The organism is Bordetella tumulicola (assembly GCF_054779135.1).
This window is the reverse complement of sequence record NZ_BAAGYU010000005.1, coordinates 37,914-59,170: the sequence shown is the minus strand read 5'-3', so window position 1 is coordinate 59,170 and position 21,257 is coordinate 37,914. Positions and strand designations below refer to the sequence as shown.

Sequence of the window (21,257 nt, the reverse complement as noted above, 5' to 3'; positions counted from 1 at the left end):
GCGAAACATGACGATACCCGCTGCACTGCAAACGCACGACTTGACCGTGAACTTCGGCGCAAAACGGGCCATCGACCGTCTCTGCCTGACCGTGCCCGCCGGCTGCATCTATGCCTTGCTGGGCGGCAATGGTGCGGGCAAGACCACGACGTTGAGCGTCTTCCTGGGCTTCGTACGACCCGCCGCCGGCGAAATCTATGTCGGCGGGCGGCGTGTCGACCAGCAACCGGAAGCCGCTCGGGACCGTGTGTCTTATCTGCCTGAAAATGTCGCACTGTACCCATACCTGACTGGCCTGGAAAACCTACGCTACTTCTGCGCACTGGCCGGGCTGCGCTTGTCCGCCAACGAAGCGGCGGCGCGGTTGGCCCAAGCCGGCCTGCAACTCGATGCGCATGGCGTGCGGGTGCAGCGCTATTCCAAAGGCATGCGACAAAAAGTCGGGCTGGCGATTGCCTATGCGAAAGGCGCCGTCGCCATGCTGCTGGACGAACCCACTTCGGGCCTGGATCCCGCCGCCACCAACGATTTCTCGACACAACTGCAGCGCGCCGCGCGCGATGGTCTGGGCATTCTCATGGCCACGCATGATTTGTTCAACGCACTCCAGGTGGCCGATCGCATCGGCATCATGCGGGCCGGCCGCCTGCTGGAAGAGTTCGACGCACATCGCGTCAGCCATGCAGAACTGGAAGCGACGTATCTGGCCCACGCCCGGGGCATGCCATGATTGCCATCATTGTCCGCAAAGAATTGCTCGCGCTTTGTCGCGACCGACGTGTATTGATCCTGGGGCTGGGCCTGCTTGCCATGTGGGCCATGCTGTACGTGGCCGCGCTGGGGCAGCAACAGCGCCAGCAGGCCGAGCGCACGGAAATCGGGGAAACTACCCGTGCGCAATGGGACAAGCAGGGCATCAAGCATCCACACCGCGGCGCGCATTTCGGCATGTACGTGTTCCGACCCGACGTGTCCTTGTCGGCCTTTGACCCAGGCATTGAACCGCATGTGGGACAAGCCCTCTGGTTGGAACCCCATCGCCGCAACATGGCCCGCTTCAATCCGACCGCCGACGGCGGGCCCGGCTCCCGCTTCGGCTATATCACCCCGGCCTTTCTCTTGGCCAGTCTTTTTCCCTTGCTGATCATGGCGCTGGCTTTCAGCCAGGCCACGCAGGAACGTGAGCAAGGCAGCCTGCGCATGCTGCAAAGCATGGGAGTTTCGAATCGCGCACTTCTTGCGGGCAAGCTGCTGGCCATCGCTGCCTGCCTGGTGGCGGTATTCCTGCCGGTATTTGCCTTGCTGGCCGTCGGCGCCATCCGGGATCCGGCGTCGGCCGCCCTGCTGCCCCGCATCGCCGGATTGGCCGCGGTCTACCTACTCTACTACCTCATCACCGCGGCGCTCGGTCTGGCCGTCGGCGCGCTCAGCACGGGCGGGCGCAGCGCGCTGTTCGTACTGGTCGTGGTGTGGGCGGTCTTCGTACTCGCGGCGCCGCGCGCGGCCAGCGCTATCGCGAAAGGGAGCGTTCCCCTGCCTTCTGCCAGCCAGTTCTGGGCCGCCATTGCACATGACTATAAGCATGGCTTGCCGGGCGATCCCGATCTGCCCACCCAGGTGCGCAAGTTCGAAGCCGGCCTGCTGCGTCAGTATGGCGTTGCATCGCTGAGCCAAGTACCGATTGGTGTGAACGCCGCGCGGCGCCTGCTGCGCGATGCTTATGCGGACAAGGTGCACGCCCATCATTTCGATGCACTATGGACACGCTATATGCGGCAACAGCGTCTACTGCGCTGGGCCAGTGTATTCAGCCCGGCCATCCCGCTGGCGGCAACGTCGGCGGCACTATCCGGCACGTCGCTGGCCCATCAACGCCACTTTGAAGAGCAGGCCGAGCAATACCGCCAAGCCTTCAATACGGCAATCGATGAATGGGACATGACCCATACGCACGGACAAGTCTCGTATGAAACCCAGTATGCGGCCGATTCGATCTGGCAAAGTGTGCGCCCGTTCCGCTACACCCCGCCATCGATAGGATTCACCATGCGGACCGCTTGGCCGGACCTTATACTGCTAGCGGGCTGGACCGCGGCCGCCATCGGCCTGTTGGGTGTGGCAGCGCGACGGTGGCAACCATGAGGCTGATCTTCTGGGCCGAGTGGCTACGCTTTCGTCGTAGCCGCGCGACCATAACGATATTGATCGTCTACTGCGCCGTCCTGGCGCTATGCGCGCTATGGTCCACCCATGGCGCCCAAGAACAGCGGCAAGCCAATGCCCAGGACGCCACGACGCGCAACGTCCTGATTCAGCAAGCACGGAGCGACACCGCGAGCGACGATGCTACCACCGACCCCAAACGCGCCGCTATGCAGGCTTTCTCCTTGGGCCGTTCCATGGCCGGGCGAGCCCAGTTGCCTCCCGGTCCGGGTTTGGCGCTCAGCCTGTCACCGTACCACACGCTGAACACCCGCATCGCCGTCTCCGTGGAAAGCCGCTATGCGGACGGACGCCGCAGCGACACACTATCGAACCCGATGCTGGCACAGTACGGCGCACTGGATCTGGCGGCGGTGGTGGCGCTGCTGATACCCCTGATGGCGATCGGCTGGTGCGCTGGCGCGGTACAGGAAGATCGCGAACGCGGCATCTGGCGCACGTCGTGTGCCCAGACGGCACGCCCATGGCAAGCCTTCCATGCCGCACTGGCTATTCGTGCGGCCGCATTGTGGCTGCCCGCCGGCTTGGCATGTGGCTTGGCCATGACCAGTGATGCGGGCCTGGCTGCCTGGCAGGGCGTGCTGTGGTGGACGCTGTGCCTGGCTGCCTACACGGGATTCTGGATAGCGTTATGCGGCGCGCTTGCGCGATGGCCGATTTCATCCGCCGCATCGCTTTTGACCGGCCTGATCGTCTGGTTGTTGTTGACCTATGCCGTGCCCGCCGGCCTGGAAACGCTGGCCGCCGCGCGGCATCCGATGCCTTCGCGCCTGGCAGCGATTGTGGAACTACGACGGGCCCAGCAGGATGCAGAAGTGCGCATGCCTGAACTCCTCAAGGCCTGGTATGCCGACCATCCCGATGCGGCATCGCGGGTTGCCAGCGGGCACACCTGGCCGGTGACGTTCCTGCCACGGTTTGCGTACCAGGATGAACAAATCCGTCCCTTCATGCGCCGCTTCGACCAGCAGCGGCTGGCGCAGGCAGCTTTTCTGGAGCGCTGGGCCTGGTTGTCGCCACCCATGGCACTGCTGCAGGCTTCCGATTATCTGGCCGGCATCAGCGCGGCGCATCATACGGCCTTCATGGACGCAGTGGACCACTACGAACAAACATGGCGCGACTTCTTCGTCCCGCGCGTCATGAGCTACCGCGGGCTCGCGCCGCAAGATTACGCGCAGATTCCGCTGTTTCGTATGGTTTCGTCCTTGTCAGCCAGCGCGATGCCGGTGCTGCTGGGTAACCTGCTGCCAGTAACCGGCGTACTGATGGCATTGCTGTGGCAGGCTCGCCGGCGCATGGTCCAGTTCTAGAGCTGCGATGCCCGATTCTGACTGGATGCGGGCCCTTATCTTTCTTCAGGCCTGCCGCGAGAGCGGCAACTTGCTGCCCGCGATCGCGCGTTCGGCTAGCAGATCGCGACGAAACCGGAATAATTTAGCGGGCCGGCCCGCCGTGCCGACCGCCATCTCGCCGGTTTCTTCGACCAGATCCTGCTGCTCTACCTGGCGGCGGAAATTTTGTTTGTGCAAGTCGCGTCCCGCCAGGGCCTCGACCGTTTGCTGCAGCTGCAGCAAAGTGAACGCGGGAGGCAATAGTTCAAAAACCACCGGTCGATATTTGATCTTGGCGCGCAAACGCGCGATGCCGGTGGCCAGAATACGGCGATGATCATTGCGCATGGCGTCGCCCGGCACGGCATCGCGTGCCGCCGCAGGCGTATGCCGTGCGGCCTCGGTCACCAGCCCGGCTTCGTACATGAGTTCGTAGCGTTGCAGCACCATGTCTTCGTTCCACGGTGCGCCATCCAGCCCAAACACCAGCGCCAGGCGCTGCACGCGCAATGCACGCAACTCGCTATCTCGCGTATTGGCGACCCACTCGCGCAAGCGCGGCACGATCACGTCGGTCAGCACGGCAGGCTCGTTGACGCGCTTGTCCTCCCAGGGAAAGTAGCGATACCAATCCTGCCACGCGGCAGGCGTCGCGCCCGTCGCTGTACCCTCTCTGGTCAGGCAGAGATAGCTGACCGAGATAGCGCGCGGGCCCGCGTCGTCGAAACGATCGTGGTCGGCGAAGGTGTACAACTGCTCGACATAGCCGAGGGGATGGTGCGTCTGCGTCTCTACCCAGGTGCGCATACCCGCCTGCAAGGATCGATGGCCTGGCTGAAAGGCCCCCGACGGCAAGCCACCGAATTTCGCACGCGCGCCGTTGGCAGGATCGGCCGTGCGTACCAGGACACGTGGCTCTCCCTGGGTGACTGCCACGATGACGGCAACCAGTTCGGCGGAAACGAAATTTTCGGCGGATTCGGGCAATAGCAACTCCGGTACGCAAGCGGGCGACAGGCCTGCCTGCGTGCGATGACAAAGCAAACGCAAGACTGGTCCGGATTATAGGGGTGCCCCGTGACAAACGGACCAAACGTTCAGTTTGTCTCGCGATACGGAGATGCCGCTCCCAGCTCGCGGTATGAATTCACGGTGCCGTCGGGTTCAGTGTCCTCGAGCCGCACTTTGAAGCCCCACAAGCGGCTCAGGTGTTTCATGACCTGATCCGCGTCTTCGGCGACTAATGGCCGCCCCCGGGCACGCAGGTGCCGCAGCACGAGCGAACGATCGGATTCGCGGCGATAACGCACGATCTGGATATCTGGCACCTGATTGTCGCGATTATGTTGCTCGGCCAATAATTTGCGAATCTGACGATAGCCCTCATCGTCATGAATAGCGGCGACCTCGAGCACAGGATTCGCCTCATGATCGGCAATGGCAAAGAAATGGAATTCACGGATCAGACGCGGCGACAGGTATTGCGAGATGAAGGACTCGTCCTTGAAATTCCGCATGGCAAAGTCCAGCGTCTTGATCCAGTCGCTGCCCGCAATGTCGGGGAACCACTTGCGGTCCTCTTCGGTGGGGGACTCGCAGATGCGGCGGATGTCCTGCATCATGGCAAAGCCCAATGCGTAGGGATTAATACCGCTATAACCGCGCTCGTCGAAACCGCGCTGGCTGACCACGTTGGTGTGGCTTTGCAAGAACTCCATCATGAAGCCGTCTGTCACCAGGCCCTTTTCGTGCAGGCGATTCAGAATGGTGTAGTGCCAGAAAGTGGCCCACCCCTCGTTCATGACTTTGGTTTGTCCCTGCGGATAGAAATACTGCGCGATTTTACGAACGATGCGCACAAGCTCTTTCTGCCACGGTTCGAGCTTGGGTGAGTGTTTCTCGATGAAATACAACAGGTTTTCTTCGGGCTCGGGGGGAAACACCACGCGGCGTTTTTCCTCTGCCGGATCCGCCTCGACGCGCGGCAGCGTGCGCCACAGATCGTTGTATTGCAAACGCGCATGCTCCGCCCGCTCGGCCTGACGCTGCGCTTCCTCTTTGTAGGAGACCGGCGCGGGACGCTTGTAGCGATCGACCCCGTGCGGCATCAAAGCATGGCAGGAATCCAGCAGCGCTTCGACCGCATCGATACCGTAGCGGCTTTCGCAGTCCATCACGTACTTGCGCGCAAAAACAAGATAATCCAGGATACTGTCCGCGTCGGTCCATTGGCGAAACAGGTAATTGCCCTTGAAGAACGAGTTGTGCCCATAGCAGGCATGCGCAATCACCAGCGCCTGCATCGGCATGGAGTTTTCTTCCATCAAATAGGCAATGCAGGGGTTGGAGTTGATCACGATTTCATAGGCCAGCCCTTGCATACCGCGACGATAGAACTGCTCGTTGCGGATGAATTCCTTGCCATATGACCAGTGTGCGTAGCCGATAGGCAGCCCTGCAGACGCGTACGCGTCCAGCATCTGCTCGGAGGTGATGACCTCGATCTGGTTGGGATATGTGTCCAGGCCGAACTCTTCGGCCACCTCGGAGATGGCTTCGTCATAGCGCTGGATCAACTCGAAGGTCCATTCGGACCCGTCAGAAATGGGCCCACCGCCTTTGAGAGCCTCCAGCTCGGCACGAGAACCTGCGATCGCGTTCATGCTGGCTCCTTTTTAAACAGATCATGGAACACGGGATAGATCTCTCCGCGGTCGCAGATCCGGCGCATCACGAAATGCTCCGCCATCTTTTGCTCGTACTCTGCCCATAGACTGCTTTTTCGGGCCTCGGGTGAATCGGGGACTTCGATGTAGGCAAAATAGCGCGTCGCCGGCAACAGGTTGTCGGCCAGGAACCGCGCGCTTTTCCCGGCGTCAGCCCCAAACGAGTCACCATCACTGGCCTGCGCGCCGTACACATTCCAGGCGCTGGGCGGGTAGCGTTTCTGTACGATCTCATGCATCAACTCGAGCGCCGACAGCACAATGGTGCCGCCACTCTTGGGGTCGTAAAAAAATGTCTGTTCGTCGACTTCCTCCGCATTGTCGGTATGACGGATGAACACCACATCGACGTGCTCATATTTGCGCGACAAGAATAGGTACAACAGCGTAAAGAAGCGCTTGGCCAGATCCTTCTTACCCTCGTCCATAGAGCCCGAGACATCCATCAAGCAAAACATCACCGCCCGAGCCATGGGCATTGCCACGGATATCCGGTTGCGGTAGCGCAGATCCAGATCGTCGAGAAAGGGCACGTTATCCAACCGTTTCTGGCAGTCCTCGACCTCCTGCGTGAGGGCATCAATCTCGGCTTGCGGGGCGTTGGCCGCAATGGCGGCATCCAGCTTGGCCTGGGCGGCCTCGAGCGCGGCACGGGCGGCAACCGTGAGCGCCACGCGGCGAGACAAGGACGCCTTGAGGGTACGGCTGACACTCAGCAAACTCGGCGAGCCTGTAGTGGTGTAGCCCGCGCGCTGCCATTTTCTTTGCTCGACATCACCCAGCTGGGTGCGTATCAAGTGCGGCAGCTCCAGGTCTTCGAAAAACAGGTTCAGGAACTCGGCGCGCGACAGGCTAAAGGTGAACTGATCCACCGACTCACCTTCGCCCGGCTCGGAGCCGCCCTCGCCCTGCCCGCCTCTAGGCCGCTGGAACGTGTCGCCTTTGACAAACTCGCGATTGCCCGGATGCACCAGTTCGCGATCGCCACCCTGGCCGTGCCTGAAATGGGGCTCGGAGATATCGCGAGCGGGCAGGTTGATTTCCCCGCCTTGGTCCATGTCTTCGATGGACCGCTCGCGCACCATATCCTGCACGGCCTTGCGGATCTGGTCTTTGTATCGCCTGAGAAAGCGTTCCCGGTTGACCGCGCTTTTATTGCGGCCATTTAGACGCCGGTCGATCAGTGAATTCATGATTCACCTCGCTCAGGAAGATTTCCTCACTCGCAGGTACCATTCGCACAGCAAGCGCACTTGTTTCTCGGTATAGCCCTTATCCACCATGCGGTCGACAAAACTTTGATGCTTGGATCTGTCTTCGGCAGAAGCTTTGGCGTTGAAAGAGATAACCGGCAGCAAGTCTTCGGTGTTCGAGAACATTTTTTTCTCGATGACTTCGCGCAGCTTTTCGTAGCTGGTCCAGGTCGGATTGCGGCCCGCGTTATTGGCACGCGCCCGCAATACGAAGTTAACAATCTCGTTGCGGAAATCTTTGGGGTTGGCGATACCCGCGGGTTTTTCGATTTTTTCGAGCTCGTCATTCAATGCGCTGCGATCAAAGCTCTCGCCGGTTTCGGGGTCGCGGAACTCCTCGTCCTGAATCCAGCAGTCGGCAAAGGTGACATAGCGGTCGAAAATATTTTGTCCGTACTCGGAATAAGATTCCAGGTAAGCAGTCTGGATTTCCTTGCCAATGAACTCGGCGTAGCGCGGCGCCAGATACCCCTTGATGAAATCCAGATAACGACGGCGGACGTCCTCGGGGTAGTCTTCGCGAGCGATGCGTTGCTCCAACACATACATCAGGTGCACTGGGTTCGCCGCGATCTCGGTCTGATCGTGATTAAAGACGCTGGACAGGATCTTGTAGGCGAAGCGGGTGGAAACCCCGGTCATGCCTTCGTCGGTGCCGGCGTAGTCTTTGTATTCCTGCAACGCCTTGGCTTTGGGATCGACGTCTTTCAGGGTCTCGCCGTCATACACCCGCAACTTGGAATAGATGCTGGAGTTTTCGGGTTCTTTCAGCCGGGTCAATACCGAGAACTGCGCCATCGTGTCCAGCGTGCCGGGCGCGCACGGCGCCTTCGCCAGCGAGCTATTGCGCAAGAGCTTGTTGTAGATCTCGATTTCTTCGGTCACCTGCAAGCAGTACGGCACCTTGACGATATAGATACGGTCGAGGAATGCCTCGTTGTGCTTGTTGTTGCGGAAGGTTTGCCACTCGGATTCGTTGGAGTGCGCGAGAATCAGCCCATTAAACGGAATGGCGGAGAACCCTTCGGTGCCCTTGAAGTTACCTTCCTGTGTCGCGGTCAGCAACGGATGCAACATCTTGATAGGCGCTTTGAACATCTCGACAAATTCGAGCAAACCCTGGTTCGCCAGGCAAAGGCCCCCTGAGTAGCTGTAGGCATCAGGGTCGTCTTGTGAATGGCGATCAAGCTTGCGGATGTCGACCTTGCCCACCAGGGAAGAAATATCCTGGTTATTTTCATCGCCGGGCTCAGTCTTGGCGATCGCCACTTGGCGCAAGACCGATGGCGTCAGGCGCACCACGCGGAACTGCGAAATATCGCCGTCAAATTCTTTTAGGCGCTTGATTGCCCAGGGCGACATGATGCCGCTGAGATAGCGGCGCGGCACGCCGTATTCTGTTTCGAGCATGTCGCCGAATCGATCCGGATGGAACAGGCCCAGCGGAGACTCATGGATGGGCGACCCCTTGAGTGCGTAGATGGGATAGCTTTCCATCAGTACTTTCAGACGCTCGGCGATGGAGGATTTGCCACCACCGACGGGTCCGAGCAGATATAGGATCTGCTTGCGTTCCTCGAGGCCCTGAGCCGCATGCTTGAAGAAAGCCACGATCTGGTCGACGACTTCTTCGAGCCCGAAAAACTCTTTAAAAGCGGGATAGCGCCGCACGACCCGATTGGAGAACAACCGGGACAACCGCTGATCGTTGCGGGTATCGATGAGTTCTGGCTCGCCTATCGCCGCCAGCATGCGTTCGGCAGGGCTGGCATAAGACATGGGATCGCTTCTGACCAGCTCAAGATATTCCTCAAGGGAAAGCTCGGTTTCCTGGTCTTGCGCGTATAGCGACTTGAAGCCTTCGACGATGTTTTGCACGGATAACCTCCTACAGCGCATGTCTGTTAACGAGTCCGTTATCCCATTGTGTTCCTCATTTTCCAAAGTCGCTAGACTTTATCGTAATGGAGTTATGCACATCATCTTGATATGTTGCTTTCGCCACACACCATAGAATGGGGTTGATGGGCTCGTTTACGGTTAGGCTATAGCATCCCGGAACAAGTTCCTTGAATCAAGCAAAGAATCATCAAAATCATGTGAACGCAGGTAATGCACGTTTCAGTGCATATCAAAATGGGCGCATGAAGGACGTCGCCGCACCATCAGCGCACGCGACGCGCGCTGATGGTGCGGCCATAGCGCATTAGGTCTGCGGTTTGGCGCTCAGCATGCGTTCCACGTAGCGCGCAATCGTATCGACTTCGAGATTGACGCGATCCCCTGATTTAACCGTGCGCAGTGTCGTTACGGCCTGCGTATGCGGAATCACGTTGATACTGATGTCGCAGCCATCGACCACATCGGTGACCCGATTCACGGTCAGGCTGATACCGTTGACGGTGATCGACCCTTTATAGGCCAGAAAGCGCGCCAAATGCGCGGGGACGCGAATCACGAGCTCTCGGGATTCCCCCACCTTATCAAAGCTCAGCACCTCACCCATGCCATCGACGTGACCCGATACGAGGTGGCCGCCGATCTGATCGCCGACGCGCAGTGACTTTTCGAGATTGACGTCGCCAGCGCGATCCAGGCCGACAGTGAGGTTCAGGCTTTCTCGCGAAACGTCGACCTGAAAACGCCGCGCTTGCAACGCAACCACGGTCATGCAGGCCCCTTGCACGGCGATCGAATCGCCAATGCCCACATCATCAAGATTAAGCTCGCCCGCCTCGATATCCAACCGTACACCCCCTTGTTGGGTGTCTGCCAAAGGCGCCAGGTGAACGATGCGGCCAACCGCCGCGACCAAACCAGTAAACATAGAATGGGTTTTCCTTCAGTATGGGGATTTACCCCTGTAGCTCGTCAGTGCGTTAACGCCTTATGCTTTTTGACTCATGATCGCATGATGCAGGGCCTGCCAGCGTGCGGCATCTCGTGCACGCAGGCGTAGATCCGCACCGACGCGCGCCACGTCGGTGAAAGCAAACCGGCGCGCGCTATCCAGATGTTCGATCATCGGTAATTTGAGCATGCCCGCCGCGTCACCCAGCAATACGGGTGCGAGATACACCAGCAACTCATCAACACAACCTGCCGAGACGAGCGCCCCACCCAGACCGGCACCGGCCTCGACGTGCACTTCGTTGATCTCGTGACGGCCCAGCCAATGCATCATGGCAGGCAAGTCGACACGATCGGCCACTGCCGAAGGCAGAGCAATGACGCGTACATTGCGCTGGGCCAAGCGTGCGGCTTTACCGGACGACGCGGCATCGGGCTGGGCGGTGAAGATCAGCGTTTCCACCCCGTCGACATGGGCACTGTCAAACAACAGGGCATTTTCGGGAACCTCGAAACGCCCATCGATAATCGCCCGACGAGGGGGACGCGTGGTGGACACACTGCGTACGTTGAGTCGCGGGTTGTCTTTGAGCAGTGTCCCCATTCCTGTCAAGACGATGCAACTGCGTGCGCGCCAGGCATGGCCATCGGCACGGGCGTCTTCACCGGTAATCCATTGCGATACACCGTTATGCAGGGCACTGCGCCCATCGAGCGATGCAGCCATTTTGACCCAGACCCAGGGCGTGCCACGGCTCATGCGGGCAACAAATCCCGCATTGATTTCCAGGGACTCTTCGGTGCAAACGCCCGTGATCACGGAGATGCCGGCTGCTTGCAAACGCGCCAGGCCTTGGCCGTTGACTTGAGGGTTCGGGTCACCCATGGCGATCACGACGCGAGCGGGCTGCGCAGCGATCACCGCATCGACACAGGGTGGCGTGCGCCCAAAATGGCTACACGGCTCAAGGGTCACATATAGCGTGGCGTCCCGGACAGATTCGCCGCGTACGGCGGCGTCGCGCAGGGCGCAGATCTCGGCATGCGGCCCGCCTGGGGGCTGAGTGGCCCCTTCGCCAAGGATGCGGCCGTCTCGCACGATGACGCAGCCCACCCTGGGGTTGGGGGTCGTCGTGTTCATCACGCCGCGGGCCAGCGCCAGCGCGTGGCGCATCCATTTGATGTCGTCGGTGTCGGTCATTGAAGTCACGCCTGCAATTGTATGCTCGGCGTGTGTAATCTACACGGTGCGCTGTGTCCCGATACGGCGTGCCGCGCTCGGGGCGTCGGCCGGATTATTTGCGACGCAATTTGCCAGGCAGCATGGGGCCCTGCATTTCTCGAATGGCTTCGACGAATTCGCCGATGTCTTCGAAATTTTTGTAGACGGAGGCAAAGCGCACGTAGGCGACTTTGTCGAGTTTTTTGAGCTCGACCATGACAAGCTCACCAATGCGCTCGGTCGAGATCTCGCGCTGACCACTGGCAAGCAGGGTTTCTTCGATGCGGGCGACGACGCTGTCGACCTCGCCGGTGCTGATGGGGCGTTTGCGCAGGGACAGGGACAGGCTGGCGCGCAGCTTGGAGGCGTCGTAATCACTACGACTGCCGTTGCGCTTGACCACGGACGGCATAGCCAACTCGATGCGCTCGTAGGTGGTGAAGCGTTTGTCACAGGCCGGACAACGGCGGCGACGGCGAATGGTATCGCCTTCTTCGGATACCCGGCTATCTACCACCTGGGTATCGGCATTGCCGCAGAATGGGCATTTCATGATGCGTCCCCCAGCTCAACTCAGTCGCCGTATTGTAATGACGCTTGCAGGGTTATGCGGTGCAAGCGATGCAAATATACGCCAGGAGACGACGCGGCCAAGCTGGCCGGGTCCGCTTTTGGCGGATGGTTCAGCTTGGCCCAAGGCTGTGGCGCCGGGTTTAAGCGGGCGCCAGCGAGCGCTTTTTAGCCGTATACCGGCAGACGCGCGGTCAGTTCGTTGACGCGGGCGCGGACGGCAGCGATGTTGGCTTCGTCACGCGGATTGTCGAGCACGTCGGCGATCAGGTTGCCGGTGAGCTCCGCGTCGGCTTCGGTGAAACCACGGGTGGTCATGGCCGGCGTGCCCAGACGAATACCGCTGGTCACGAAGGGTTTTTCGGGATCGTTGGGGATGGCGTTTTTGTTGACGGTAATGTGTGCTTGGCCCAGTACGGCTTCGGCTTCTTTGCCGGTGATGCCCTTGGGGCGCAGGTCGACCAGCATGAGGTGGCTTTCGGTGCGACCTGACACGATACGCAGCCCACGCTTGACCAGGGTTTCGGCCAGGACTTTGGCGTTTTTGGCGACTTGTTCGGCGTACTGTTTGAATTCGGGCTGGAGGGCTTCCTTGAAGGCGACGGCCTTGGCGGCAATGACGTGCATCAAAGGGCCGCCCTGTATGCCGGGGAAAATCGCGGAATTGATGATTTTCTCGTATTCAGCCTTCATCATGATCACGCCACCACGCGGGCCGCGCAAGGATTTGTGCGTGGTGGAGGTGACGAAGTCGGCGTGCGGGAAGGGATTGGGGTAGACGCCACCGGCGACCAGACCGGCGTAGTGCGCGATGTCGACCATCAGCAGCGCGCCATTGTCGTGAGCAATCTGTGCCATGCGCTCGAAGTCAATGCGCAGGGCGTAGGCCGATGCGCCAGCGACGATGAGCTTGGGTTTGTGTTCTTTGGCGAGTTGTTCGACTTGTTCGTAGTCGAGGACTTCGTCGGCGTCCAGACCGTAGGAGACGAAGTTGTACAGTTTTCCGGAGGCGTTGACGGAGGCGCCGTGGGTCAGGTGACCGCCTTCGGCCAGGCTCATGCCCAGCACGGTGTCGCCCGGCTTGAGGACGGCCATGTAGACGCCCTGGTTGGCCTGGGAGCCGGAGTTGGGCTGGACGTTCGCGGCTTCGGCGCCAAAGATTTCTTTCAGGCGATCGATCGCGAGTTGCTCAACCACGTCGACGTATTCGCACCCACCGTAGTAGCGTTTGCCCGGGTAGCCTTCCGCGTATTTGTTGGTCAGTTGCGTGCCTTGGGCTTGCATGACAGCGGGGCTGGCGTAGTTTTCCGAAGCGATCAGCTCGATATGCTGTTCCTGGCGGACGTCTTCTTTCTGGATAGCGGCCCAGACGTCGGGGTCTACCTGGGACAGGGTCAGTTTGCGGTCGAACATGGAGGTTCCTGAGGCGTAAGGATGGGAATGACGGATGACTAGTAGTTTACCGCGACAGGAGTGCTTGCGTTCTGGCCTAGCCTGTTGATTTTCCGCAAAATCCGGCTGGGAGAGACGTCAATAGCGGGCAATGTCGATCGACTTGCGGGAGGGCTCAATTTGAGTATGAGGAGATTTCATGCAGAGGATTTGACGCGGGGGAGGCTGTCTCTCTCTGTAAGGCGTTTCTGTCGGGTGTAAAGGCTACGCTGGCCCTTTGAGCGTCGGGCAGCCCCGCGTAGCGGGGCCGAGGCCCCTGGTTGGGCCGAGCCGACGCGATTGGGCCAGCGTAGCCTTTACACCCGACAGAAACTCACAGTGATTGCTTGCCTCCTTGTGCTCGATCCGGGCTCACTGCTGGTGTTTGCCTTGTGCTCTCTACCTCAGCTCGCCGCTGTGCTGCGACCGCAGCATGCCTGGGGAAGGCATGCTTTGCCTGACGGGCAATGTGTTGATTGTCAGGTGGCGGTGCTGCCGATCTGTTTGGGGGCCAGGTCGGGGTTGAGGGTGTAAGTGCCGGTCAGGCTGGATTGGGCCAGGATGTGGCCCTGCATGGCCTTTAGGACGTCGTTACCGTTGAAGTTGCCTTGTACGCCGAGTTTGGGGACATCCAGGGCATACAGAGTAAAGACGTAGCGATGGAGGATCTCATCGTTCCAAGGGGGGCACGGGCCATCGTAGCCGAAGTAATCGCCATTCATGTCGCGGTCGGCGGCGAACCAGGTGGTGTAGTCGTTGATCCCTTGGCGCGCGTCGTTGGGAGCCAGGGGGCCACCTTTGCCGCGCGGTGTGATGCCGTTGGAGAAGGTGCCTTCGCCGATTTCGCGCAGCTCGGCGTCGAGGTCGATCAGGACCCAATGGAAAAAGTCTACGCGCGACAGGCTGGCGGGAACGGTCCGTCCTTCCAGATTGACGTCGTCGGGTTTGGAGGGCACGTCGGGATCGTGGCAGATCAGGACGAACGATTGGGTGCCGTCGGGAACCTCGCCCCAGGAGAACTGGGGATTGAAGTTTTCCGCGAGGGCGACGTGCGACTGGTCGTCGATCTTGCCGAATGCGTAGCGATCGGGAATCGACTCGTTATCGGAAAAAGATAAACTCGAAAGTTTCATGTCGTACTCCAGCAAGGCGTTGGGCGCTTCTTACCCAGCCAAGTTAACACGAGCGAACTTCCGCTTGCCTACTTGGATGACATAAGAACCGGCTTGTAATTGCAACGATTTGTCTTCGATCCGATCGCCGTTGACGCGTACGCCACCTTGTTCGACGTTACGCTGTGCTTCGGCGCCGGAGGCGACGAGTCCGGCTTCGCGCAGAACTTTAAGGATACCAAGCGGAGCGCCGGCGACGTTGACTTCGGGCATGTCCTCCGGCACGACGCCATCACGAAAGCGCGCCTGGAAGTTGGCCAGCGCGGATTCGGCGGCCTGTTTTGAGTGGAATCGGGCGACGATTTCCTGGCCCAGGGCGAATTTGATGTCGCGCGGGTTGGCGCCGGCGTCGATGCTGGCTTTCAGGGCTGCGATGTCGTCGAGCGAGCGGAAGGAGAGCAGCTCGAAGTAGCGCCACATGAGGACGTCGGAGATGGACATCAGTTTGCCGAACATGGAGTCGGGGCTTTCTGAGATGCCGATGTAGTTGCCCTTGGATTTGGACATTTTTTCGACGCCGTCGGTGCCTTCGAGCAGTGGCATGGTCAGGACGCACTGGGGGGCCTGGCCGTATTCTTTTTGCAATTCGCGGCCGACGAGCAGGTTGAATTTCTGGTCGGTGCCACCGAGTTCGAGGTCGGATTTCAGGGCAACGGAGTCGTAGCCTTGCATCAAGGGGTACAGGAATTCGTGTACGGCGATAGGCACACCGGTTTTGAAGCGCTTGGTGAAGTCGTCGCGCTCCATCATGCGGGCGACGGTGTAGCGCGAGGCGAGTTGAATCAGACCGCGCGCACCCAGGGGGTCGCACCACTCGGAGTTGTAACGAATTTCAGTACGGGCCGGGTCGAGGACAAGGCTGGCCTGGGCGTAGTAGGTTTTGGCGTTGGTTTCGATTTGTTCGCGCGTAAGTGGCGGACGGGTCGAGTTGCGACCACTGGGATCACCAATGGTGGAGGTGAAGTCGCCAATCAGAAAGATGACGTTGTGGCCCAGGTCCTGCAGTTGACGCATCTTGTTCAGCACCACCGTGTGGCCCAAGTGGATGTCGGGCGCGGTGGGATCCAACCCGAGCTTGATGCGCAGCGGTACGCCGGTCGCACGGCTCTTGGCCAGCTTGCGGGCGAACTCGGATTCGACGAGCAATTCGTCACATCCGCGCTTGGCGACGCGCAGGTCGGCTTCGACTTCGGGGGTAATGGGGGCTTCGGGTTGGGACATGTCAGGGGCCGGACGGGCAAAAAAAAGACCAGGGGAAGACGGAAAGTTGCAAAAAACCTGTAAAAACTAACAACTTAGCCTGAAAATCAGTCGAAAATTCTAGCTGAATCAGCTAGGATACGACGCTAATCATACGCAACTGCATGCATTATGACGTTTATTGCAGTTGCGACCCGGCAAAACACCCGTTGTTTACTAGATGCCTCTCGAGGCGCCGGCGTGCTGTGTATTTCTTGTACGTCCAGGCGCAGGTGCGGTTTACGTGCAAGCATCCTGGAAACACCCCCGAAAGAAAGGTTTTATATTGATGGATCGTGGCTCTAACAGTCCGGCTGATCGCTCCGCAAGTAGCGCCGCCGCCCTGTCTCGCCCCGAGTCGTCCGGCCGCGTCGGTCTCTTGCGCCGCACGTTGCTGGTTACCACCATTGGATTGTTCGCAGGCGCTGCCGCTTTAGGTATGGTCAAGCCCGACCGCGCCGATTTGCCGGCTGCGCGTCAGATTCAAAGTCTCATGCCGCTGAGCGCCAACCAGGTTCACGTCAGCACTGACACGAGCGCTGCGCCATTTATCAGCGAAACACGTATCCGCTCTGGTGACACGCTGGCGTCGGTTCTGCGACGGCTGGATATCGACTCCCCCGGTTTGCTGCAGTTTTTGACCCGCGAGCGCAGTGCCCGCAGTATTTACAAGCTGTATCCCGGCCGCGCGGTTCAGGCCGCCACCGATGCCCAGGGCAAGTTGGCCTGGCTGCGTTATATCCACACCCCCGGCGAAGAAAACGACGGTCAGGTCACGACCAAAATGCTGTTGGTGACGCCCACGCAGGACACTTACGCGGCCCGCGAGATCAGCGACAGCACGGATATGCAAACCCGTGTCGCCGTGGGCACGATTCGTTCTTCGTTGTTTGGCGCGACCGATGAGGCAGGCATCCCTGACTCGGTCACGCAACAGATGGCGGATGTGCTAGGCGCCAAGATCGATTTTCTGCGCGATATTCGCCCGGGAGACCAGTTCCGCGTGGTGTACGAGGCTCGGTCGCATCAGGGCCGCTACGCCGGTGCGGGACGCTTGCTGGCGGTAGAGTTCATAAACAAGGGCAAGATACATAACGCGGTATGGTTCAGCGCGGACGGCAAGTCAGGCAATTACTATGGCTTTGACGGGGTCAGCCTGCGCGGCGCTTTTCTGCGCACGGCACTGAAGTTCTCGCGGATCAGTTCTACTTTTGGCATGCGCATGCACCCGATTCACAAGACGTGGACGGGGCACAAGGGCGTGGATTACGCGGCACCCACGGGTACTCCTGTGCACTCGACGGCGGATGGCACGGTGGAGTTCGCGGGCTGGAAAAATGGTTATGGCAATGTCGTCATCGTCAAGCACTACGGCGAGTATTCGACCTTGTACGCACACCAAAGCCGTATTGCTTCCGGCGTCAAACCGGGTGTCAAGGTGTCGCAAGGCGAATTGATCGGCTATGTAGGATCTACCGGCTGGGCGACAGGTCCGCACTTGCATTACGAATTCCGTATTGACGATCAACCCGTCGACCCGCTGGCCGCCGACTTGCCGATTTCCCGACCGCTCGAGCCCGAGGAAGCGCGCCAGTTCCAGGCAGCGACCCAGGTCTACAAGCAGCAACTTCAGTTGCTGACGCATTTGCAGCAGACGTTACCCGAATCCAGCACCAATGTCGCCAGCCGCTAACGCGGCCCTTGAGCTTTACCTATGCCTGAACCCCGCGGCTCGCACTCCCCCACGTCCAGCCGCCTGTTTGTGGGCCTGATGTCTGGCACCAGCATGGATGGCGCGGATGGCGTGCTGGTCGAACTGGCGTCCGGGCAGCGCCCCAATGTCCTGGCGACGGCCTCGCTGCCCATGCCGGACACACTGCGCGGAGAGCTGTTCGCCCTGAACCAATGTGGGGATAACGAATTGCACCGGGCCGCGTTGGCCAGCCAGGGGCTGGCCAAGCTATACGCAGACACAGTGCACACCTTGTTGGCTCAGGCCCAACAGCCCTCCACGGCCATCGCCGCGATTGGCGCGCATGGACAAACCGTGCGCCATCGACCAGAGCTGGGCTATACCTCGCAGCTCAATGCGCCGGCCTTGCTGGCCGAGTTGACGGGTATAGATGTGGTGGCGGATTTTCGTAGTCGGGACGTAGCCGCTGGCGGCCAGGGTGCCCCGCTGGTGCCACCCTTTCATGCGGCGATGTTCACATCGCCGCACCCACGTGCCGTATTGAATCTTGGCGGTATTGCCAATCTAACGCTGCTGACGCCAGGCGAGCCCCCTCGTGGGTTTGATACCGGCCCGGCTAACGTTTTGCTGGATATGTGGTGCCAAAGGCATACCGGACAGCCATACGATGCCGACGGCCGGTGGGCCGCGACAGGACAGGTGCAGCCCGCATTGTTGGAGGTTTTGCTATCTGGCGAACCATGGTTGGCGCTCTCGCCCCCGAAATCGACGGGTCGCGATCTGTTCAATGCGGCGTGGTTGGATCAACGCCTGCATAGTGACGATAGCGACGGCCAAATCGCGCCACAGGATGTGCAGGCGACGCTACAACGCTTTACCGCCCGTACCGTGGTGGATGCGCTGGAGGCCAGTGCGCCCGCCACACACGATGTACTGGTGTGCGGCGGCGGCGCCCGCAATCCGGGATTGATGCGCGAATTGGCGATCTGCTTGCAACGACCCGTGCAGACCACGGATAGCGTCGGCGTACCCGCACAATGGGTCGAAGCCATGGCATTTGCATGGCTGGCACAGGCCTTTCTGGATCGAATTCCGGCGGGAGTGCCGGACGTCACGGGCGCGCGAGGCCCCCGTGTACTGGGCGCGCTGTATCCCGCCTGATGGTCTCAGGCGGGCCGCCTGCCGAGACTTATACCGAAAACGACGAACCGCAGCCGCAGGTGGTACTGGCGTTGGGGTTGCGAATCACAAACTGGGCGCCTTCGAGATCTTCTTTGTAGTCGATCTCTGCACCTACCAGGTACTGGAAGCTCATGGGATCAACCAGCAATTGGACGCCATCCTTGTCCAACACGGTGTCGTCGTCGTTGACGGCTTCGTCAAAGGTGAAGCCATACTGAAAGCCCGAACAGCCGCCGCCTTGCACGAATACGCGCAATTTCAACTCGGCGTTGCCTTCTTCGGCCAACAGGTCCTTGACCTTGGCTGCCGCGGAATCAGTGAAAATCAACGGCGTCGGCGGCGCCTGGAGATCGACGGTTTCGGTTACTGCGTTCATGGTGGAGCTCCTGGCCGGGAACGGCCAAATCACATATTAAGTCGGCGCACCTAGCGCCATGATGGGTCCATAGTAGCGCACACACGCCCAGGGTTCAAAATGCTAGTTTGATCGTACGGGATGCACGCACGGTCGTGCCCTCGAGAACGCTGACGGTTACGGTATCGGGGACGAATCCCTCGGGCAGCGCGAGCACGCCTTCGCTGCGTTGGTATTGCTCGAATTTCAGGGCCAGAGAGCCGCCTTCGGCGGCCTCGTCGTCCTGCGAGGCGGCTTTCTTGTCGGTAGCGTCGGCGGAGGTGAACTGCATCGGCACCAAATCCACAGAAACGGTATCCCCCTTGAGCAGTCCCACTGCCTGAAAGCGCAACGCGCCATCAAACGGGGCCCCGCCGTTGCGGCCACTGCGCATCAACAACACACGGTATTTCAGGCCCTGTCCGTCGCGCTCGACTTCGGCGCCGCGGATCTCGACAGCCCCCTCGGGTCCCGGCGGCAGCAGCTGCTCAAAGAACGCCAAACGGTCACGAACTCGCCCCAGCTCGTCCTGGCTGGATGTCAATTGGACTTCGAGCTCTTTACGCGCGGCGCGCTCGACGGCAATCTCGCCATCGGCGGTGTCGAGCTGCGCCCGCAAAAAGCGGCTTTCTGCCTGGCTCTGGCGCACGGCGGCGTCTTGGGCGGCGATTTGCTCTGCCGTGATGACAACGCTGGGCGCTCGTATCACGGATTGGCGTGCGTATTGGTAGCCCGCGACCGCGCCTAGCCCCAAGCCGATTAGCAAGGTGCAGAGCACGATGAACCATCGCATGAGGGAGCCGGAACGGTGCTCTGGTGGGGATTCGGAAGCAGATTGCATCAGGCGACCGGACCGACTCCAGCGAGCCGGCCCAGCGTGGGCTTAGGGCAGGATGGCGACCTGATCGAGCCCGGCGGATTCCGGCAGGCCAAACATCAAGTTCATATTTTGTACGGCCTGGCCCGATGCGCCCTTGACCAGATTGTCCTGGATGACGAGCACAATGAGCAAATCGCCATTGTCGGGACGTTGCACAGCAATGCGCAGGGTGTTGGACGCGCGCACCGACCGGGTTTCGGGCAAGCTGCCCGCCGGCATGACATCCACAAAGGCCTCGTCGGCATAACGCTTTTCATAGAGCGCCTGAAAATCGGTGTCCATCGCTTCAGGGCGAATGCGCGCGTACAGCGTCGAGAACATGCCACGAATCATAGGCACGAGATGCGGTACGAAGGTCAGGCCGACCTTGCCGCCGGCGAGTTTTTCAAGCTGCTCGGTGATTTCAGGATGATGCCGATGGCCCGCCACCCCGTATGCCTTGAAGTTGTCGCTGGCCTCGGAGAACAAGGTGCTGACCTCGGCCTTGCGCCCTGCCCCCGACACACCTGACTTGCAGTCCGCAATCAGGGTCTGCGTATCGACGAGTTTGGCGCCGTTTTCGATCAAGGGGGCCAGACCCAACAGGACGGTCGTGGGATAACAACCGGGATTGCCGATGACACGGGCGTTGGCGACGGCCTCACGATTGAGCTCGACCAGGCCATACGTGGACTCGGCCAGGATATCGGGGCACGAATGCGGCATTTTGTACCAGCGTTCGAACGTGGCGATGTCCTGCAGACGGAAGTCCGCGGCCAAATCGATGATGCGCGTGCCGGCGGCCAGCAGCTCTTGTGCCTGGGCCATTGCCACGCCATGCGGCGTGGCAAAAAACACGACATCGCAATCGACCAAATTGGCTTTTTCGGGCGTGGTAAACGCCAGACTCACATGACCGCGCAGGTTGGGGTACATATCAGCGACAGGCAATCCGTCTTCTTTGCGAGACGTAATGGCAGTCAGCTCGACATGGGGATGCTGCGACAACAAGCGCAGCAATTCGACGCCGGTATAACCGGTACCGCCAACAATGCCAACCTTGATGCGGGAATGGGGTGCGTGAGCCATGGTGAAGGGTTTCCGTAGAA

18 protein-coding genes are annotated in these 21,257 nt (G+C 60.1%); 5 read left to right on the top strand and 13 right to left on the bottom strand.

The genetic code is table 11. The features are described from left to right. The first annotated feature begins 7 nt into the window (after positions 1–7). From ACYVDM_RS03535 to ACYVDM_RS03525, 3 genes are read left to right on the top strand one after another with little or no spacing between them, the layout of a single operon-like run. A complete protein-coding gene (locus ACYVDM_RS03535) occupies positions 8–730 on the top strand; it encodes an ABC transporter ATP-binding protein (RefSeq protein WP_415792187.1) in 723 nt (240 codons plus the stop codon). After that, entirely contained in the window at positions 727–2,142 is a 1,416-nt protein-coding gene (locus ACYVDM_RS03530) for a DUF3526 domain-containing protein (RefSeq protein WP_415792188.1), read from the top strand. Before ACYVDM_RS03535 ends, ACYVDM_RS03530 begins: the two co-directional genes overlap by 4 nt. Beyond that, positions 2,139–3,536 carry a DUF3526 domain-containing protein gene (locus tag ACYVDM_RS03525; RefSeq protein WP_415792189.1) on the top strand — a complete coding sequence of 466 codons (1,398 nt, stop codon included), beginning with the start codon at positions 2,139–2,141 and terminating at the stop codon, positions 3,534–3,536. Before ACYVDM_RS03530 ends, ACYVDM_RS03525 begins: the two co-directional genes overlap by 4 nt. Positions 3,537–3,581: 45 nt before the next feature. Here ACYVDM_RS03525 and ACYVDM_RS03520 read toward each other — a convergent pair whose 3' ends face one another. From ACYVDM_RS03520 to tyrS, 10 genes are all read right to left on the bottom strand, one after another. Beyond that, positions 3,582–4,544 carry an NUDIX hydrolase gene (locus tag ACYVDM_RS03520; RefSeq protein WP_415792300.1) on the bottom strand — a complete coding sequence of 321 codons (963 nt, stop codon included), beginning with the start codon at positions 4,542–4,544 and terminating at the stop codon, positions 3,582–3,584. 110 nt (positions 4,545–4,654) lie between these two features. After that, positions 4,655–6,220 carry a SpoVR family protein gene (locus tag ACYVDM_RS03515; protein ID WP_415792190.1) on the bottom strand — a complete coding sequence of 522 codons (1,566 nt, stop codon included), beginning with the start codon at positions 6,218–6,220 and terminating at the stop codon, positions 4,655–4,657. Continuing rightward, on the bottom strand, positions 6,217–7,476 hold the full coding sequence (locus tag ACYVDM_RS03510; protein WP_415792191.1) for a YeaH/YhbH family protein: 1,260 nt from the start codon (positions 7,474–7,476) through the stop codon (positions 6,217–6,219). The genes ACYVDM_RS03515 and ACYVDM_RS03510 overlap by 4 nt, the downstream gene beginning before the upstream one ends. Before the next feature lie 12 nt (positions 7,477–7,488). After that, positions 7,489–9,414: a PrkA family serine protein kinase gene (locus tag ACYVDM_RS03505; protein ID WP_460475313.1), complete on the bottom strand. Its 1,926-nt coding sequence runs from the start codon at positions 9,412–9,414 to the stop codon at positions 7,489–7,491. A gap of 328 nt (positions 9,415–9,742) precedes the next feature. Beyond that, positions 9,743–10,363, bottom strand: a complete 621-nt coding sequence (locus ACYVDM_RS03500) for a riboflavin synthase (RefSeq protein ID WP_415792192.1) — start codon at positions 10,361–10,363, stop codon at positions 9,743–9,745. A gap of 60 nt (positions 10,364–10,423) precedes the next feature. Continuing rightward, positions 10,424–11,587 (bottom strand): bifunctional diaminohydroxyphosphoribosylaminopyrimidine deaminase/5-amino-6-(5-phosphoribosylamino)uracil reductase RibD, encoded by a 1,164-nt coding sequence (gene ribD / locus ACYVDM_RS03495; protein ID WP_415792193.1) that lies wholly within the window; start codon positions 11,585–11,587, stop codon positions 10,424–10,426. 94 nt (positions 11,588–11,681) lie between these two features. After that, positions 11,682–12,161 carry a transcriptional regulator NrdR gene (gene nrdR / locus ACYVDM_RS03490; protein ID WP_415792194.1) on the bottom strand — a complete coding sequence of 160 codons (480 nt, stop codon included), beginning with the start codon at positions 12,159–12,161 and terminating at the stop codon, positions 11,682–11,684. A 185-nt stretch (positions 12,162–12,346) separates the two neighbouring features. Next, on the bottom strand, positions 12,347–13,591 hold the full coding sequence (glyA, locus tag ACYVDM_RS03485) for a serine hydroxymethyltransferase (RefSeq protein WP_415792195.1): 1,245 nt from the start codon (positions 13,589–13,591) through the stop codon (positions 12,347–12,349). A gap of 497 nt (positions 13,592–14,088) precedes the next feature. Next, positions 14,089–14,742 (bottom strand): YbhB/YbcL family Raf kinase inhibitor-like protein, encoded by a 654-nt coding sequence (locus tag ACYVDM_RS03480; protein ID WP_415792196.1) that lies wholly within the window; start codon positions 14,740–14,742, stop codon positions 14,089–14,091. A gap of 30 nt (positions 14,743–14,772) precedes the next feature. Next, complete coding sequence (gene tyrS / locus ACYVDM_RS03475) at positions 14,773–16,002, bottom strand: tyrosine--tRNA ligase (RefSeq protein WP_415792197.1); 1,230 nt, start codon at positions 16,000–16,002, stop codon at positions 14,773–14,775. Between the two features lie 307 nt (positions 16,003–16,309). On the opposite strand from tyrS, the gene ACYVDM_RS03470 reads away from it, so the two are divergent. Both ACYVDM_RS03470 and ACYVDM_RS03465 read left to right on the top strand, forming a co-directional pair. Continuing rightward, positions 16,310–17,713, top strand: coding sequence for a M23 family metallopeptidase (locus ACYVDM_RS03470; RefSeq protein ID WP_415792198.1), 1,404 nt, complete (start codon positions 16,310–16,312; stop codon positions 17,711–17,713). A 21-nt stretch (positions 17,714–17,734) separates the two neighbouring features. Next, positions 17,735–18,874, top strand: coding sequence for an anhydro-N-acetylmuramic acid kinase (locus ACYVDM_RS03465; protein ID WP_460475312.1), 1,140 nt, complete (start codon positions 17,735–17,737; stop codon positions 18,872–18,874). Between the two features lie 28 nt (positions 18,875–18,902). On the opposite strand, the gene erpA is transcribed toward ACYVDM_RS03465, so the two are convergent. From erpA to argC, 3 genes are all read right to left on the bottom strand, one after another. Beyond that, on the bottom strand, positions 18,903–19,271 hold the full coding sequence (gene erpA, locus ACYVDM_RS03460; RefSeq protein WP_415792200.1) for an iron-sulfur cluster insertion protein ErpA: 369 nt from the start codon (positions 19,269–19,271) through the stop codon (positions 18,903–18,905). 94 nt (positions 19,272–19,365) lie between these two features. After that, positions 19,366–20,082, bottom strand: a complete 717-nt coding sequence (locus tag ACYVDM_RS03455; RefSeq protein ID WP_415792201.1) for a DUF6776 family protein — start codon at positions 20,080–20,082, stop codon at positions 19,366–19,368. Positions 20,083–20,172: 90 nt separating this feature from the next. Continuing rightward, complete coding sequence (gene argC, locus ACYVDM_RS03450; protein WP_415792202.1) at positions 20,173–21,237, bottom strand: N-acetyl-gamma-glutamyl-phosphate reductase; 1,065 nt, start codon at positions 21,235–21,237, stop codon at positions 20,173–20,175. Positions 21,238–21,257 lie beyond the last annotated feature (20 nt).

Excerpts from the sequence above, each read along its gene's own strand:
- ACYVDM_RS03510 (WP_415792191.1), bottom strand. The coding sequence starts at position 7,476 with ATGAATTCACTGATCGACCGGCGTCTAAATGGCCGCAATAAAAGCGCG.
- nrdR (WP_415792194.1), bottom strand. The coding sequence starts at position 12,161 with ATGAAATGCCCATTCTGCGGCAATGCCGATACCCAGGTGGTAGATAGC.
- ACYVDM_RS03500 (WP_415792192.1), bottom strand. The coding sequence starts at position 10,363 with ATGTTTACTGGTTTGGTCGCGGCGGTTGGCCGCATCGTTCACCTGGCG.
- ACYVDM_RS03480 (WP_415792196.1), bottom strand. The coding sequence starts at position 14,742 with ATGAAACTTTCGAGTTTATCTTTTTCCGATAACGAGTCGATTCCCGAT.
- erpA (WP_415792200.1), bottom strand. The coding sequence starts at position 19,271 with ATGAACGCAGTAACCGAAACCGTCGATCTCCAGGCGCCGCCGACGCCG.
- ACYVDM_RS03535 (WP_415792187.1), top strand. The coding sequence starts at position 8 with ATGACGATACCCGCTGCACTGCAAACGCACGACTTGACCGTGAACTTC.
- glyA (WP_415792195.1), bottom strand. The coding sequence starts at position 13,591 with ATGTTCGACCGCAAACTGACCCTGTCCCAGGTAGACCCCGACGTCTGG.
- ACYVDM_RS03470 (WP_415792198.1), top strand. The coding sequence starts at position 16,310 with ATGGATCGTGGCTCTAACAGTCCGGCTGATCGCTCCGCAAGTAGCGCC.
- ACYVDM_RS03525 (WP_415792189.1), top strand. The coding sequence starts at position 2,139 with ATGAGGCTGATCTTCTGGGCCGAGTGGCTACGCTTTCGTCGTAGCCGC.
- ACYVDM_RS03455 (WP_415792201.1), bottom strand. The coding sequence starts at position 20,082 with ATGCGATGGTTCATCGTGCTCTGCACCTTGCTAATCGGCTTGGGGCTA.
- ACYVDM_RS03530 (WP_415792188.1), top strand. The coding sequence starts at position 727 with ATGATTGCCATCATTGTCCGCAAAGAATTGCTCGCGCTTTGTCGCGAC.
- tyrS (WP_415792197.1), bottom strand. The coding sequence starts at position 16,002 with ATGTCCCAACCCGAAGCCCCCATTACCCCCGAAGTCGAAGCCGACCTG.
- ACYVDM_RS03515 (WP_415792190.1), bottom strand. The coding sequence starts at position 6,220 with ATGAACGCGATCGCAGGTTCTCGTGCCGAGCTGGAGGCTCTCAAAGGC.
- ribD (WP_415792193.1), bottom strand. The coding sequence starts at position 11,587 with ATGACCGACACCGACGACATCAAATGGATGCGCCACGCGCTGGCGCTG.
- argC (WP_415792202.1), bottom strand. The coding sequence starts at position 21,237 with ATGGCTCACGCACCCCATTCCCGCATCAAGGTTGGCATTGTTGGCGGT.
- ACYVDM_RS03465 (WP_460475312.1), top strand. The coding sequence starts at position 17,735 with ATGCCTGAACCCCGCGGCTCGCACTCCCCCACGTCCAGCCGCCTGTTT.